14 protein-coding genes are annotated in these 14,299 nt (G+C 66.6%); 6 read left to right on the top strand and 8 right to left on the bottom strand.

The window, feature by feature from the left end; all coding sequences use genetic code 11:
* Nucleotides 1-3: 3 nt before the first annotated feature.
* From otnI to ASC92_RS15160, 3 genes are read left to right on the top strand one after another with little or no spacing between them, the layout of a single operon-like run.
* Nucleotides 4-822, top strand: coding sequence for a 2-oxo-tetronate isomerase (otnI, locus tag ASC92_RS15170; protein ID WP_056516965.1), 819 nt, complete (start codon nucleotides 4-6; stop codon nucleotides 820-822).
* A complete protein-coding gene (locus tag ASC92_RS15165; RefSeq protein WP_056516961.1) occupies nucleotides 819-2,015 on the top strand; it encodes an amidohydrolase family protein in 1,197 nt (398 codons plus the stop codon). The genes otnI and ASC92_RS15165 overlap by 4 nt, the downstream gene beginning before the upstream one ends.
* Nucleotides 2,012-2,479 (top strand): RidA family protein, encoded by a 468-nt coding sequence (locus tag ASC92_RS15160; protein WP_056516959.1) that lies wholly within the window; start codon nucleotides 2,012-2,014, stop codon nucleotides 2,477-2,479. Before ASC92_RS15165 ends, ASC92_RS15160 begins: the two co-directional genes overlap by 4 nt.
* Here the strand turns inward: ASC92_RS15160 and ASC92_RS15155 are convergent.
* The 8 genes from ASC92_RS15155 to ASC92_RS15120 form a co-directional block, all read right to left on the bottom strand.
* On the bottom strand, nucleotides 2,472-3,122 hold the full coding sequence (locus ASC92_RS15155) for a TetR family transcriptional regulator C-terminal domain-containing protein (RefSeq protein ID WP_056516956.1): 651 nt from the start codon (nucleotides 3,120-3,122) through the stop codon (nucleotides 2,472-2,474). The genes ASC92_RS15160 and ASC92_RS15155 overlap by 8 nt on opposite strands.
* The gene (locus tag ASC92_RS15150; protein ID WP_056516953.1) at nucleotides 3,119-4,078 is read right to left on the bottom strand and encodes a PDR/VanB family oxidoreductase; all 960 of its coding nucleotides are present in this window, start codon (nucleotides 4,076-4,078) and stop codon (nucleotides 3,119-3,121) included. The genes ASC92_RS15155 and ASC92_RS15150 overlap by 4 nt, the downstream gene beginning before the upstream one ends.
* 34 nt (nucleotides 4,079-4,112) lie before the next feature.
* Entirely contained in the window at nucleotides 4,113-4,703 is a 591-nt protein-coding gene (locus ASC92_RS15145; RefSeq protein ID WP_056516948.1) for an NAD(P)H-dependent oxidoreductase, read from the bottom strand.
* 155 nt (nucleotides 4,704-4,858) lie between these two features.
* The gene (locus tag ASC92_RS15140; protein WP_056516944.1) at nucleotides 4,859-5,887 is read right to left on the bottom strand and encodes an ABC transporter substrate-binding protein; all 1,029 of its coding nucleotides are present in this window, start codon (nucleotides 5,885-5,887) and stop codon (nucleotides 4,859-4,861) included.
* 373 nt (nucleotides 5,888-6,260) lie between these two features.
* Nucleotides 6,261-7,625, bottom strand: a complete 1,365-nt coding sequence (locus ASC92_RS15135) for an FAD-binding oxidoreductase (protein WP_082519601.1) — start codon at nucleotides 7,623-7,625, stop codon at nucleotides 6,261-6,263.
* Between the two features lie 4 nt (nucleotides 7,626-7,629).
* Complete coding sequence (locus tag ASC92_RS15130; protein WP_056516938.1) at nucleotides 7,630-8,502, bottom strand: ABC transporter permease; 873 nt, start codon at nucleotides 8,500-8,502, stop codon at nucleotides 7,630-7,632.
* Nucleotides 8,503-8,787: 285 nt separating this feature from the next.
* Entirely contained in the window at nucleotides 8,788-9,588 is an 801-nt protein-coding gene (locus ASC92_RS15125; protein ID WP_056516935.1) for an ABC transporter ATP-binding protein, read from the bottom strand.
* A 159-nt stretch (nucleotides 9,589-9,747) separates the two neighbouring features.
* Nucleotides 9,748-10,569: a creatininase family protein gene (locus tag ASC92_RS15120; RefSeq protein WP_056516931.1), complete on the bottom strand. Its 822-nt coding sequence runs from the start codon at nucleotides 10,567-10,569 to the stop codon at nucleotides 9,748-9,750.
* 193 nt (nucleotides 10,570-10,762) lie between these two features.
* On the opposite strand from ASC92_RS15120, the gene ASC92_RS15115 reads away from it, so the two are divergent.
* From ASC92_RS15115 to ctaD, 3 genes are read left to right on the top strand one after another with little or no spacing between them, the layout of a single operon-like run.
* Nucleotides 10,763-11,278: a hypothetical protein gene (locus ASC92_RS15115; protein ID WP_056516928.1), complete on the top strand. Its 516-nt coding sequence runs from the start codon at nucleotides 10,763-10,765 to the stop codon at nucleotides 11,276-11,278.
* A 47-nt stretch (nucleotides 11,279-11,325) separates the two neighbouring features.
* Nucleotides 11,326-12,489, top strand: coding sequence for a c-type cytochrome (locus tag ASC92_RS15110; RefSeq protein ID WP_056516925.1), 1,164 nt, complete (start codon nucleotides 11,326-11,328; stop codon nucleotides 12,487-12,489).
* A 26-nt stretch (nucleotides 12,490-12,515) separates the two neighbouring features.
* Nucleotides 12,516-14,282, top strand: coding sequence for a cytochrome c oxidase subunit I (gene ctaD / locus ASC92_RS15105; RefSeq protein ID WP_056517869.1), 1,767 nt, complete (start codon nucleotides 12,516-12,518; stop codon nucleotides 14,280-14,282).
* Nucleotides 14,283-14,299 lie beyond the last annotated feature (17 nt).

The raw sequence follows: 14,299 nt of genomic DNA, 5'->3' as shown, positions 1-14,299 counted from the left end.
CCCATGCCCCAATTCGCCGCCAACCTCTCGATGCTCTATCCGGAGCTCGCCTTTCTCGACCGCTTCGACGCCGCCGCGAAAGACGGCTTCAAGGCCGTGGAGTACCTCTTTCCGTACGACTTTTCGAAGGACGAAATCCTTGCAAGGCTGAAGCACAACGGCCTCCAGCAGGTGCTGTTCAACGGCCCTCCCGGCGACTGGAACGACGGCGAACGCGGCCTGGCTTGCCTGCCCGGACGCGACGCCGAGTTCCGCGAAGGCATCGCCAGGGCCATCGACTACGCCGTGGCGCTCGACTGCCCGCGCATCCACGTCATGGCCGGCCTCGTGCCCGAAGGCCTGGAGCGCGATGCGCTGCGGCCCGTGTACCTGGACAACCTGCGCTGGGCCGCGGCCGAAGCTGCCAAGGCAAACCGCGACGTGCTGATCGAGCCGATCAACACGCGCGACATTCCGGGCTTCTTCCTCAACCGCCAGGACCAGGCGCACGAGATCGTCGAGGCCGTCGGCGCACCGAACCTCAAGGTGCAGATGGACCTGTACCACTGCCAGATCGTCGAAGGCGACGTGGCCATGAAGATCCGCAAGTACCTGCCCACCGGCCGCGTCGGCCACATCCAGATCGCCGGCGTGCCCGAGCGCCACGAGCCCGACATCGGCGAGCAGAACTATCCGTATCTGTTCGACGTGATCGACGAGGTGTCGGCGCAGTGCGGCTGGCAGGGCTGGGTCGGCTGCGAATACCGGCCGCGCCGCGGTTCGGAGCTGGGCGGCACCTCGGCCGGGCTCGGCTGGTTGCGCGCCTTGCAGCAGCGCACATGAGGCTCGAGGCGCTGCGCATCCCGGTGCGGCTGCGAGGTTTCGCGGCGGGTGATGCGCAGCTGTTCGACGTCACGCTGGCCGACGACAAGGTCGGCTCCATCGTGGCCAGCGCTCAACAGCAGCACGCGCGCGGCACGCTGCTGAGCGCACTGGTCGAGGCGCATGCGCACATCGACAAGAACTACACCGTGCAGGACGTGGGTGCGGCGCAGGGCAACCTGTTCGCCGCCATCGACCGCATGAACAAGCACCGCGACAGCTGGACCGGCGAGTCGCTGCGCCTGCGCATGGAGCGCGCGCTGCACGACGCATGGCAATCGGGCACGCGCGCGCTGCGCACGCACCTCGACTGGGTGCAGCCCGAGCCGCCCGCCGCCTTGCCCGTGTTCGAGGCACTGCGCGAAGAATGGCGCGGCCGCGTCGAACTGCAGTTCGTCTCGCTCACGCCGCTCGACCTGTTCGCCGACCTCGCCACCGGCGAACGCATCGCACGCGAGGTGAAGCGTGCGGGCGGCGTGCTTGGCGCGTTCGTCTACCGCAACGAAGGCATCGTCCACAAGCTCGGGCGCGTGTTCGATCTCGCGCAGCTGCATGGGCTGGGGCTCGACTTCCATGTCGACGAAGGCCTCGACGCCGAAGCCAGCGGCCTGCGCAGCATTGCGCAACTGGTGCGTGCGCGCAATTTCAGGAACGGCGTGGCCTGCGGCCATGCCTGCTCGCTGTCGGTGCAGGGCGATGGAATTGCCAACGAAACGCTGGCGCTGTGCGCCGGCGCGGGCATTCACCTCGTCGCGCTGCCCACCACCAACCTCTACCTGCAAGGCGCGTGGGACCGCACGCCCGTGCAGCGCGGCATCACGCGCATCCGCGAGGCGGCGGCATGGGGCTTGCGTGCGAGCCTGGCAACCGACAACGTGCAGGACGCCTTCTATCCCTACGGCAGCTACGACCTTCTGGAGACCTTCGGCCTCGGTGTGCAGATGGCGCACCTGGCACCGGCCTCCGACTGGCTCGACGCCGTCACCGTGAGCCCCGCGAAAACCCTGGGGCTCGCTTGGAACGGGCGCATCGCGCCGGGCTGCCCGGCGGACCTGCTGGTGTTGGCGGCCACCGACGAACACGAACTCATCGGCCCGCGCGGGCGGCAACGCACCGTCATCCGCGGCGGCCGGGTACTGGAGAAAACACAATGAGCATGGGCAAGCCAATGGCCAACTACGCCGCCGCCAGGCGTGTCGGCGATTTCGTCTTCATGAGCGGCGTGGTCGCGGTCGATCCGGCCACGCGCCGCGCCGTCGCCGGCTACGACGACATTCCCGAAGCAGCCCGCACCGCACTGCAGGGCGTGGGCTACGCCACGGGCCAGATGTCGGTCGACGTGTTCGAGGCGCCCATCGTCGCGCAGAGCTGGTTCGTGCTCGAGCGCATCCGCCAGATCGCGGCCGAGCATGGCGGCACGATGGAAGACGTGGTGAAGCTGGTGCAGTACTTCCGACACCTGCCGCACTACGCGTTCTACAACCGCGTGCGCGGGCTGTTCTATCCGAGTGAGCCGCCGGTGAGCACGGTGGTCGAGGTGTCGCGTTTTCTGCCAGGGGACGAGGTGCTGGTCGAGGTCGAGGCGACCATGTACCTGCCGCAGCAACGCGCTACCTGACCCCCGCCCCCTTCAGCAAAAACTCCGTCACTTGCTCGATCAGGTAGCGCCGGTCCTTGTCGTCGCCCTGCTGGGCCACGTTGCGGAAGTACGCGGCCTGGGTGGCGTGGTCGGCATAGAACTGCGTCACGGCCCAGATGTGGAACAGCACCAGCATCGGGTCGGCCTTGTCCATCAGGCCCTGGTTCATCCAGTTCTGGATCACGGCGGCGGCCTGGTCGGTGCGCTGCTTGCTCGTGTCCATCATGGTGTTGAGTACCGGCGCGCCGCGCATCATCTCGGCGGTGAAGATGCGCGAGCGCAGCGGATGTTCGAACGAGAACATCATCTTGCGGTGGATCAGGTCACCCAGCACCTTGCGCGGGCCGAAGGCCTCGTCGCTGAAGCCGAACACCACGATCCACTCGGTGAGGATGTCCTGCAGCACCTGGCGGTACAGCGCTTCCTTGCTCTCGATGTAGTAGTGCAGCTGCGCCTTCGACAGGCCAGCCTTGTCGGCGATGGCCTGCGTCGATGCGCCGGCCAGCCCCTCGCTCGCGAACACCTCGATGGCGGCCTGGTTGATGAGGCCGAGCACCTGCGTGTACTTGCGCGAGCGGCCACGCGTGGCGGGCGCCTCGCCGTCGCTTTCTTCGACGCTCACAGCTGAAGCACCAGTTCCAGGCCCTTGGCGCGCGAGCAGCACAGGGCCACCCTCGTGCGTCGCTCGGTCCCTGTGAGGCAGAAGTCGCGGTGCTCGGCGCCTTCGCCGTCGCCGTCGACCACGCAGGTGCCGCACAGGCCCTGCTGGCACGACACGGGGATGTCGATGCCGACTTCATGCAGCGCATCGACGGCGGTCTGGTCCGCGGCGACCGGCACGCTGATGCCGCGCCGGGCGAGCTTCAGCGTGAAGGGAAGGCCGGCCGTGGTGCTGGCATCGGCCGGCGCGGCGAAATATTCGGCGTGCAGCGCGTCTTCGGGCCAGTGCGAGGCCGCGTCGCGCACCGCCTGCATGAAGCCGCCGGGTCCGCACACGTACAGGTGCGTGCCAGGTGCGGGTCGGGCCAGCAGCGCTCGCAGGTCGATGCGCTGCGAGGCATCGCCCTGGTCGAGATGCAGCCGCAGGTGCGGTGCCAGCGCGGGCGCGCGCAGCGCCTCGGCGAACGCCAGATGCTCTTCGCTGCGCGCGAACACGCACAGCGTGAACCCGGCGCCGCGCGCGGCAAGCGCCTGCGCCATTGCCAGCAGCGGCGTCATGCCGATGCCACCGGCCAGCAGCAGATGGTGTCTTGCCTCTTCGCGCAACGGAAAGGTGTTGCGAGGTGCGCTGATTGCGAGCAGGTCGCCTTCGCGCACACGCTCATGCATCGAAGCCGAACCGCCGCGGCTGTCGGGTTCGCGCTTCACGCCGATCACGTACGAGTTGGCGCTGGAAGGCGCGCGTGCCAGCGAATACTGCCGCGAGAACCCGCCAGGCATGTGCACGTCGATGTGCGCGCCCGCCTCGTAGGCAGGCAGCGGCCGGCCCCACGGATGGGCCAGCTCGAAGGCCAGTATTTCAGGCGTCTGCCGCGAGATGCGTTCGACGCGGACGGTGAGCGTGCGTTCGAGGCTCATGGTGTGTCTGTCTCCCTGCTTTCTTCGTTCTCTTCTAGATGCTGCCCAGCTTGCGCGACACGCGTTCGATGAAGTGGCTGCGGTCGCTTGCAGTCACGGCGTTCATGTCGTGCAACTGCAGCCACGTCACCTTGCAGCGCCATGCGAACAGCGCGCGCAAAGCGCGCGTGAACAGCCGCCGGCCCGGGTCGCCGATCGCCATCACGAACCAGCGCGGCGAGCCGCCGGTGGTCACCACCGTGAGCCGCTGGATGTGCCGCAGCCCCGACTTCGCGATCTGCCCCTTGCGCTGCGCCGGCAGGAAGGCTACGCCCGGCAGCCACACCCGTTCGAGCCAGCCCTTGAGCATCGACGGTGGTCCGTGGAACCAGGTCGGAAAAACGAACACTAGGTGCTCGGCCCACAGCAGCGCCTCGACGTGGGGTTTCACGCGTTCGCGGATCAGGTCGGGGTTGTCGAGGTAGGCGACGCGCTCTTCGCGGGTCAGCGTCGGATCGAAGCCCTCGGCGTACAGGTCGATGGCCTTGACGGCGTGCCGCGGCTGGAGCGCTTCGAGCGCGGTGCGGTAGAGCGCGTGGTTGAAGCTGTCAGGGTTCGGATGGCAGTGGATGACTAGCGTTTTCATGGTTGAGGGCCGGTTCGCTCAGCGCTTTTTGTCGCTGGCGAGACGGGGTCAGAGCCCAGGGGATGAAAGGCCGCGCAGTGCCTTATGGCAACCCAGGCGCCGGCATCTGACCCCGGCGCAAGCCCCGCGCGACCCACGGGAAAAAACGAAGCTGTCTACTTGCCCGTCAGCTTCTTGCGGACGTCGACACCGACGCCCTTGTTCACGAACTGCGTGGTGACCACCTTCGACAGATCGACCTCGCCCGGCTTGTACAGGCCGGCCTTGACCATCTTGTCGTAGAAGTCTTTCACGCGGGCTTCATCCATCGCGCCGATGCCCTTGGCGATCGATTCGCCGCTGTCGACGATGCCCATCTTCTTCATCAGTTCGATGGAGCCCTGCGATGCGGCCACGGGCGAGTCGGGGTTGATCTTGGCGATCATCTCGTTGGCGGCCTTGTTGTCGCCGTAGAGGTAGTTGTTCCAGCCGATGATCGAGGCCTCGACGAACTTGCGCACCGTCTCGGGCTTGTTCTTGATGAGGTCGGCGCGCGTCTCGACGGTGGTCGAGTAGGTCGAGAAGCCGTTGTCGGCCAGCAGCTGCACCACCGGGTCGAAGCCGGCCTGCGCCTTGATCGACAGCGGCTCCGAAATCGCGTAGCCCTGCTGGATCGACTTCTTGTCGGCCAGGAAGGGGCCGACGTTGAAGGTGTAGGGCTTGAGCTGCGAATCCTTGAAGCCGTGCTCCGATTTCATCCACTGCCAGAAGCTGAACTGGCCGTCCTTGCCGATGAAGGCCACGGGCGCCTTGGCCATGTCCTTGAAGGTGTCGAAGCCCTGGCCCGGGTGCGCGAACATGGCCTGCGGGTCCTTCTGGAAGAAGGCCGCGACGACCACGGTGGGCACGCCGTTCTTCACGTTGTCGAAGGACTGCAGCAGGTTGCCGGTCATCAGGAAGTCGACCTTGCCGGCCGGCAGCATCGGCCGGTTGTTGACCATCGGACCGCCCTGCTGGATGTCGACGTCGAGGCCGTACTTCTTGTAGGTGCCATCCACCAGCGCCTGGTAGAAGCCGCCGTGGCCGGCCTGTGCCTTCCAGTTGGTGGCGAATACCACTTTCTCTTGCGCTTGCGCGGCGAAAGCGGCGGCCGCGAGGGCGAGGCCGAGAGCAAGCGGACGAATTGTCAGGGCGGGGACGCGCATGGCAGTGGACTCCTGGGGTTGAATGCGACTTGGGATTCTCATGTCAGTTGTTTGTTGCGCAAGGGGTTTTGTTCTTGTCGCTTTTGTTTTTTCGGGGCGCGTGCACAGGCCACCGGGTACTCCCCTCCGCGAATGTCCCCCGCTTCGCTCCTCCTTTATTTCGCTGCGGGGAGCACCCGACGCCCTGTGCACGGGGCACGCCGTTGGTGTGCGGCCGATCAACCAGTGCTCTGAACGATCACGTCGATGCGGGGGCCTTTTTCGCGAAATAAAGGAGGAGCGAAGCGGGGGACATTCGCGAAAAAGGTCACCGCATCGGCGGGATCGCGCCCTGAACAACGCACAACGCGACGAATCGAAGCAAGCCTTCATTTCAGCGCTCGACGGCCATGTTTGGCGACCAGCCGCGTGTCTTGCCGGGGTTCATCAACCCCATCGGATCGCTGCGCTTCTTGAACTCGATCTGCTGCGTGTCAATGGTCTTCATGCCGCCGTCCTCGATGGTGACAACGTGCGGGTTGAAGATCTTGCAGCCGCCCTGCGACTCGATCTCGCGGATCAACTCGTACTGGTGGGCCTCGCCCTTCCAGCGCACGAGCAGGATGCCGAAGGTGCCGCACTCGCCGTTGGCGCGCGCGAAATCCTGGTGCTGCAGCACGTCGTCGCCGAAGATTTGCAGATGCCGCTCGACCACCGACGGGTCGAAGGGCTGGGCGTAGGCGACTTGCAGGTAGGTCCAGCCGCGGTCGGCCTTCAGTGCCTGCAACGTCGTGTGGTTGAACGCGCACTCGTAGGCCGGGGGCAGGCCGTCGGCAAGCAGCTCGGCCTCGGTGCCGGCAACGGAGATCGTGCCGCCCCGTGCATCGGCGAGTGCGCGGAAGTCCGCGATCGATTCGGGCGAGACCATGGCGAACACCGCATGTCGGTCGCGCGGAAAGCGGTCGCGCATTGCCGTGTAGTAGGGCGAGAAGCGCGCCTCGACCGTGGACAGCAGGAAGATGTCGAGCGTGGGCGCCTGTGCCGCGACGGCGAAGGCTAGCGCGCCGCGATACGTCTCGAACAGCACCGTGCAGTGCACCCATTCGACGGCCGGGCTCAGCGCGACCTCGACGTCGAGGATCACGCCGTTGGTTCCGTAGGCGTGGTGCACCTGCTGGATCTCGTCGCCGACGAGCTCGATCACGTGCGGCTCGCGCTCCACCGTCATCACGCGCGCGCGCAGCAGGTTGCCGGGGTCGCGCAGGATGCCGTGGCGGAACGAGCCGATGCCGCCGAAGCCGCCCGCGATGAAGCCGCCGATGGAGGCCACGTGCCAGGTCGAGGGCCACATGCGCAGCGCCTGTCCGGTCTCGCGCGCAGCGAGGTCGATGTCGTGCATGCGCGCGCCGGCCTCCACGCGGATGCGGCCGGGCTGGATGTCGAGCACGCGGCACAGCTGCGTCACGTCGAGCACGATGCCGCCTTCGAGCGGTACGCACTGGCCGTAGTTGCCGGTGCCGCCGGCGCGCACGGTGAGCGGCAGCTTCCACTTGGCGGCAACCGCCGCGGCTTGGCGCACGTCGTCCTCGGTGCTGACCTTGACGACGAGGTCGGCCACGCAGCCCGCGAGCTGCGCGGTGAGGATGGGGCTGTACCAGTAGAAGTCTTTCGACAGCTGCTTGCGTTGCGCCGGCGCGGTGATCAGGTTGAGGCCGCGCAGGTCATTGCGCACGGCTTCCCAGTCGATGACGGCGTGCATCGCTCTAGCGTTCACGGCGCATCTCGCTTTCGTGCCAATGCCCGAGAACCAACCGCGACAGGGCGGCGAACACGATGAAGATCACGATGCCGAGCAGGGACACCAGGAGCAGCGCCGCGAACATCATCGGTATTTCGGTGCGGAAGCTCGACTCGAGGATGCGCGAGGCCAGCCCCGTTTCCTTGCCCGCCGTGCCGGCCGTGAACTCGGCCACCACCGCGCCGATCAGGCTCAGCCCGCCCGCGATCTTCAGGCCCGCCATGAAGTACGGCAGCGCGCTGGGCGCGAGCAGGTAGCGGAAGGTCTGCCACGGCGAGGCCTTGTAGAGCTGGAACAGGTCGCGAAGATTGCTATCGGCGCTTTTCAGGCCGATGACGGTGTTCGACAAGATCGGAAAGAAGGCCACGATCCACGCGCACAGCAGCAGTGCCGCGGTGGTGTTCGACACGTAGATGAGGATGAGTGGCGCGATCGCGATGATCGGCGTCACCTGCAGGATCACGGCGATGGGAAACAGGCCGATTTCCACCCACTTGAAGAGCGCGAACGCGATCGCCAGAAGCACGCCACCGACGATGGCCGCGCCGAGCGCGAGCAGCGTGAGCTTGACCGTGAACCACAGGGCGCTGGAGAGCGAGCCCCAGTTGTCGAACAGTGTGCGCAGGATGAGCGAAGGCGCGGGCAGGATGTAGTGCGGGATGTTGTTGGCGCGCACGGTCCATTCCCAGAGCAGCAGCAGCGCCGCGATGATGACCACTGGCACCACGATGCGCAGCATCGACTCGCGGCGGCGTAGCTTGTCTTCGTGTGCGCGGAGCGTGGCCTCTGAGGGGGCGGCGTCTGCTGCGGGGTCGGCGTTGGCGATCAGCGTGGCCATTTCAGTTTTCCGCGGTTTGTTGTTTGCTGTGCTCTTGTCACTCCCCTCCGCGAATGTCCCCCGCTTCGCTCCTCCTTTATTTCGCTGCGGGGAGCACCCGACGCCCTGTGCACGAGGGCACGCTGCTGGTTCGCGGCTGATCCACAAGTGCTCTGAACGATCACGACGGCGGGGTACCTTGCGCAGCGAAATAAAGGAGGAGCGAAGCGGGGGACATTCGCGGAGCAAGGTACCCCGTCGCCGTGAGCGCGCCCTGAACAAGGCACGTCACGCAAGGAGGCAGTTTCAATGATCGATGTCGAGGCCATGCAGCGCTCCATGCAGGGATTGGGACACCGCCGTGCAATGCGCGTTGTAGCGGCTCGATGTGCGGAACTCTTCGCCGCGCGGGTAGGGCTCGTCGATGCGGATCTCGTCGATCACCCGGCCCGGACGCGCCGCCATCACGACGATGCGGTTCGACAGGTACACCGACTCGTACACGCTGTGCGTGACGAACACCACCGAGAAGCGGTGCTCGCGCCAGATGGCGAGCAGGTCGTTGTTGAGCTTGATGCGCGTCATCTCGTCGAGCGCGGCAAAGGGCTCGTCCATCAGCAGCAGGCGCGGGTGCGTGACCAGCGCACGCGCGATCGACACGCGCATCTTCATGCCGCCCGAGAGCTCGCGAGGGTACACATCGGCAAAGCGCGAGAGGCCGACCATCTCCAGCACCTGCTGCACCACCGGTGCCGCAGCGTCGCGGCTCATGCCGGCGAGCTTGAGCGGCAGCCACACGTTGTCGAACACCTTGGCCCAGGGCATGAGCGTGGGCTCCTGAAACACGAAGCCCAGGTCGCGGTCGCTTTGTGTCTTGCCGGTGTTGGCGCCCGACCAGTGCATGTCGCCCGAGCTGAGCCGCGTGAGCCCCGCGATGAGGCGCAGCGCGGTGCTCTTGCCGCAGCCCGAGGGGCCGAGGAAGCTGATGAAGTCGTGCTCGCCGATGTCGAGCGACATGCCCTGCAGCGCGAGCGTGCCGTTCGCAAAACGCTTGCTGACGTTGCGCAGGGTGACCAGTGGCGGGGTGGATGGCGTGTGAATTTCCATGGGAGTTCGAGTCCGAACGTCAGTGACTCACTGTGCTGCATGCGGGCCGCGAGGCAAAGCCAGAAACACCGCGGAACCGGCTTTGCCGGGCCGCAGGTGTTGCCCCCTGCAAGGGGGTTGGCGAAGCGACACGAAGTGCGCGAAGACTGGGGGTGTGCTTCATTTCCAGGCCGGTTCGTTGGCGAGGCGCGAGAGCGGGAAGCGGTCGATCTCGTGCAGCAGCTCGACGAAGCGGCGGCCCACGTGGTCGAGCACGGCGGCGCCTTTTTCGGCCGTGGCGCGCGTGGCATCGCCGGCGGCGCCCGCGGGGTTGATGTCGTGCATCTGCCAGCCGAGCTTGCCGCTGGGGGTGATCGAGAGGAACTTGTTTTCTGCTGCCAGTTGCTCCGTCATGGAGCTGAAGTTCTGGAACTGGTCGCGGCGCACATGGTCGGGGGCGAGGTGCAGCATCACCGAGCTTTCGAGGTCGCCGGCATGGATGCCGTGCCTGCCCTCGTGCGCGGTGAACAAACCTTCGGGCAGGCCCAGCGTGTACCAGTTGGAGGCCACGACCATCATGTCGTGTTCCTCGCGCAGGTCGCGCGCCACGATGTCCATCACGCTCATCTGGCCGCCATGGCTGTTGTAGAGCACCAGCTTGCGCACGCCGGCCTTTGCGACGCAGGCGCCGATGTCTTTCCACAGCGAGATCAGCGTGTTGGCGGACACGGTGAGCGTGCCCGGATAGCGCGAGTGCTCGTTGCTCTTGCCGTAGGGAACGGTCGGCAAGAACAGCACCGGCAGGTCGTCGGGCAGGTGCGGCAAGGTGGCGCGCACCATGCCGTCGATGGTGGCGGTGTCGGTCGACATCGGCAGGTGCGGGCCGTGCTGCTCGGTCGCGCCCACGGGCAGCACGGCAATGAGCCGTTCACGGTCGAGGCGGGAGAACTCTTCGCTGGTCAGGTCGGACCAGAAACGGCTGCGCAAGGGGACCGGGTTCATCGTGGCGTACCTCGTGGTGACGGGCAGTAGGAGTGGAGATGATGATCTAAATCATCCATTCGGTCAAAAAAAGTTGGATTGGCGGGTTACCCACGCCGCGGCCGCCGAATCGGCACCCCTTGATGGCGGCTCTCCTTGGGCATATAAGTCGTTCATGTTTCCTCGACTTGTCGCAAGACGGAAAGGGGACGCTATGAAGAGACGCATCTACTGGCTGATGCCGGACCTGGCGAGCGCCGGGCGGGTGATGGACGATCTGGTGCGGGCGCGCGTCGACGTTGCGCGCATTCATTTCGCCGGACCGGAAGGCATGGACATGGCCGGGCTCCATGCGGCCAACGTGTGGCAGACCTCGGACGTGGTCCACGCAGCCAAGACCGGGTGGGCGGTCGGCAGTGCCTGCGGCATCGTCGTCGGCCTCATGGCCGCCCTGATGTTTCCGATCTTCGGCGACGACCCCGAATGGGAAGTGGCCGTGCTGGTGGCCGTCGTGGGTGGCGTGGTCGGGACCTGGTCGGCCAGCATGATCGGCATTTCCATCCCGAGTCCCAGGCTGCAGCGTTTCGAGGGCGCCATCGCGCAGGGCCAGATCCTGCTGATGGTGGACTTGCCGCGTTCGCGCGTGCGGGACATCGAGGCGCTGCTGCAGTCCGCGCATCCCGAGGCCCGGTTCGAGGGCGAAGAGCCGCGAATTCCGGCGTTTCTCTGAAGCGCGAATGAGCCCTGAACCCATGATGCCGAGCCGAGGGACCGCACATGATCATGGCCGTCGCCCTGCTGCTCATCGTGCTCGGCTCGGTGCTGTTCCACGTCTTCAATCCATGGTGGACGACGCCCCTGGCTTCGAACTGGCAGCCGATGGACGACACCCTGACCATCACGCTGGTGATCACGGGGATCTTCTTCGTCGTCATCAACGTGTTCGTCGCCTACATGCTGGTGCGCTTTCGCCATCGCGAGGGGCACCGTGCGGCGCATGAGCCCGAGAACAAGAAGCTCGAGCGCTGGCTGATCGGCGGCACCACCGTCGGCATCATGGCGCTGCTGGCGCCCGGCCTCGTGGTGTACGCGAACTACGTCAGGGAGCCCCACGACGCGCTCGTGCTGGAGGTGCTGGGCCAGCAATGGCAATGGCGCTTCCGCTTCCCGGGGCAGGACGGCAAGTTGGGCGCGAGCGACGCGCGCTTCGTCAGCGCCACCAATCCGTTCGGGATCGACCCGGCCGACCCCGCCGGGCAGGACGACCTCCTGATCCCCGGCGACGAGGTGCACCTGCCGCTCGGCAAGCCGGTGCTGGTGCTGATGCGCTCGAACGACGTGCTGCACGACTTCTTCGTGCCGCCATTCCGCGCCCGCATGAACATGGTGCCGGGGCAGGTCAGCCGCTTCTGGTTCACGCCGACCGTCGCGGGCCGCTACGAGGCGCTTTGCGCGCAGCTGTGCGGCGTGGGCCATCCCAACATGCGCGGCTACGTGGTGGTGGAGGACCCGGTGGCCTACAAGGCCTGGTACGCGGCGCTGCCGAGCTTCGCCAAGTCGCAGGTCAAGGCGCCCGCGACCCCTGCCGCCGCGGGGGCCCCGGCCGCGGGCGGCGCACGCGTCGAGCAGGGCCGCGCGCTGGCGGACGCCAAGGGCTGCGTGGCCTGCCACACGATCGACGGCAGCCCGCGCGTGGGGCCGACCTGGAAGGGCCTGCACGGCAAGACCGAGACCATGGCGGACGGCTCCACCGCGCTCGTCGACGAAGCCTATCTGCGCAGCTTCATCCGCGATCCGCAGGCCCGGCAGGTGAAGGGCTTCCCGCCGGTCATGCCCAAGATCGAATTGACCGATGAAGAACTGGCCGCGCTGGTGGCCTATATCCAGAGTCTGGGCAGCCCGCCGGCGCAGGCTGCCGCCGAACAGAAGGCGCCACGATGAACTCCCCCTCGCCCACGGGGCACGCCATGTCCCACGCCGACGACGCCGGGCATCCCGCGCCGCAGAGTTTCCTGACCCGCTACGTCTGGAGCCAGGACCACAAGGTGATCGCCGTCCAGTACGCTTGCACCGCCATCGCGGTGGGCGTGGTGGGCGTGGTGCTGTCCAACCTGATGCGGCTGCAGCTCGGCTTTCCGGGCCAGTTCGACTTCATCAACGCCGAGCGCTACTACCAGTTCGTGACCATGCACGGGATGATCATGGTGATCTACCTGCTCACGGCGCTGTTCCTCGGCGGCTTCGGCAACTACCTGATCCCGCTGATGGTGGGGGCGCGGGACATGGTCTTTCCCTACCTCAACATGCTGAGCTTCTGGGTCTACCTGCTGTCGGTGGTGGTCCTGATGGCGAGCTTCTTCGTTGCGGGCGGACCCACCGGCGCGGGCTGGACGCTGTATCCACCGCAGTCGATCCTGCCCGGCACGCCGGGCCATGCGGGCGGCATCGTGCTGATGCTGGTGTCGCTGCTCATCTTCATCGTGGCGACCACGATGGGCGGCCTCAACTATGTGACCACCGTGCTGCAGGCGCGCTGCGAAGGCATGACGCTGCTGCGCATGCCGCTCACGGTGTGGGGCATCTTCGTCGCCACCATCCTTGCGCTGCTCGGCTTTCCGGCGCTGTTCGTCAGCGGCGTGATGCTGCTGCTCGACCGGACGCTGGGCACCAGCTTCTTCATGCCGGCGCTGGTGTCGATGGGCCAGGTGACGGGCTACAAGGGCGGCAGCCCGCTGCTGTTCCAGCACCTGTTCTGGTTCTTCGGCCATCCCGAGGTCTACATCGTGGCGCTGCCGGCCTTCGGCATCGTCTCCGACCTGATCAGCGTGCACGCGCGCAAGAGCATCTTCGGCTACCGCATGATGGTTTGGGCCATCGTGGCCATCGGCGGGCTCAGCGTGGTGGTCTGGGCGCACCACATGTTCGTGAGCGGCATGAACCCGTACTTCGGTTTCTTCTTCGCGACCACCACGCTGATCATCGCGGTGCCTACCGCGATCAAGGTCTACAACTGGGTCCTGACGCTGTGGCGCGGCGACATCCACATGTCGGTGCCGATGCTGTTCGCGCTGGCCTTCCTGTGCACCTTCCTCATCGGCGGGCTGACCGGCCTGTTCCTCGGCAACGTGAGCGTGGACATCCCGCTCTCGGGCACCTACTTCGTGGTGGCGCACTTCCACATGGTGATGGGCGTGGCGCCGCTGCTGGTGGTGTTCGGCGGCATCTACCACTGGTTCCCCAAGGTCACGGGCCGCATGCTGGACGACCGGCTCGGCCGGCTGCATTTCTGGATCACCTTCCTCGGCACCTACGCGATCTATTTCCCGATGCACTACCTCGGCGTTCTGGGCATGCCGCGGCGCTACTACAACTTCGACGGCTACAAGTTCATCCCGCAGTCGGCGTTCGGCCTGAACACGTTCATCACCGTGATTGCGCTGATCGTCGGTGTGGGCCAGCTGCTTTTCATCGTCAATCTCGCCTGGAGCGCTTGGCGTGGCCGGCGGGCCGACGCCAACCCATGGCGCGCCGCCTCGCTCGAATGGCAGACGCCTGCCACGCCGCCGGGCCACGGCAACTGGGGCCCGCGGCTGCCGGTGGTCTACCGGTGGGCCTATGCCTACGGGGAGCCGGGCGCGGCGGAGGATTTCATCGCGCAGAACGCGCCGCCGCAAGCCGGGGCCGGGGAGCCCGAGCCGGAAGGCCAGAGCGAGGTGCGGGGAGCGCCGGCATGAGCGCAGCGCCGGGCCGT

It is taken from the genome of Variovorax sp. Root411 (genome assembly GCF_001425205.1).
Taxonomy (GTDB): domain Bacteria; phylum Pseudomonadota; class Gammaproteobacteria; order Burkholderiales; family Burkholderiaceae_C; genus Variovorax.
This window is presented reverse-complemented; position numbering and strand designations above follow the sequence as displayed.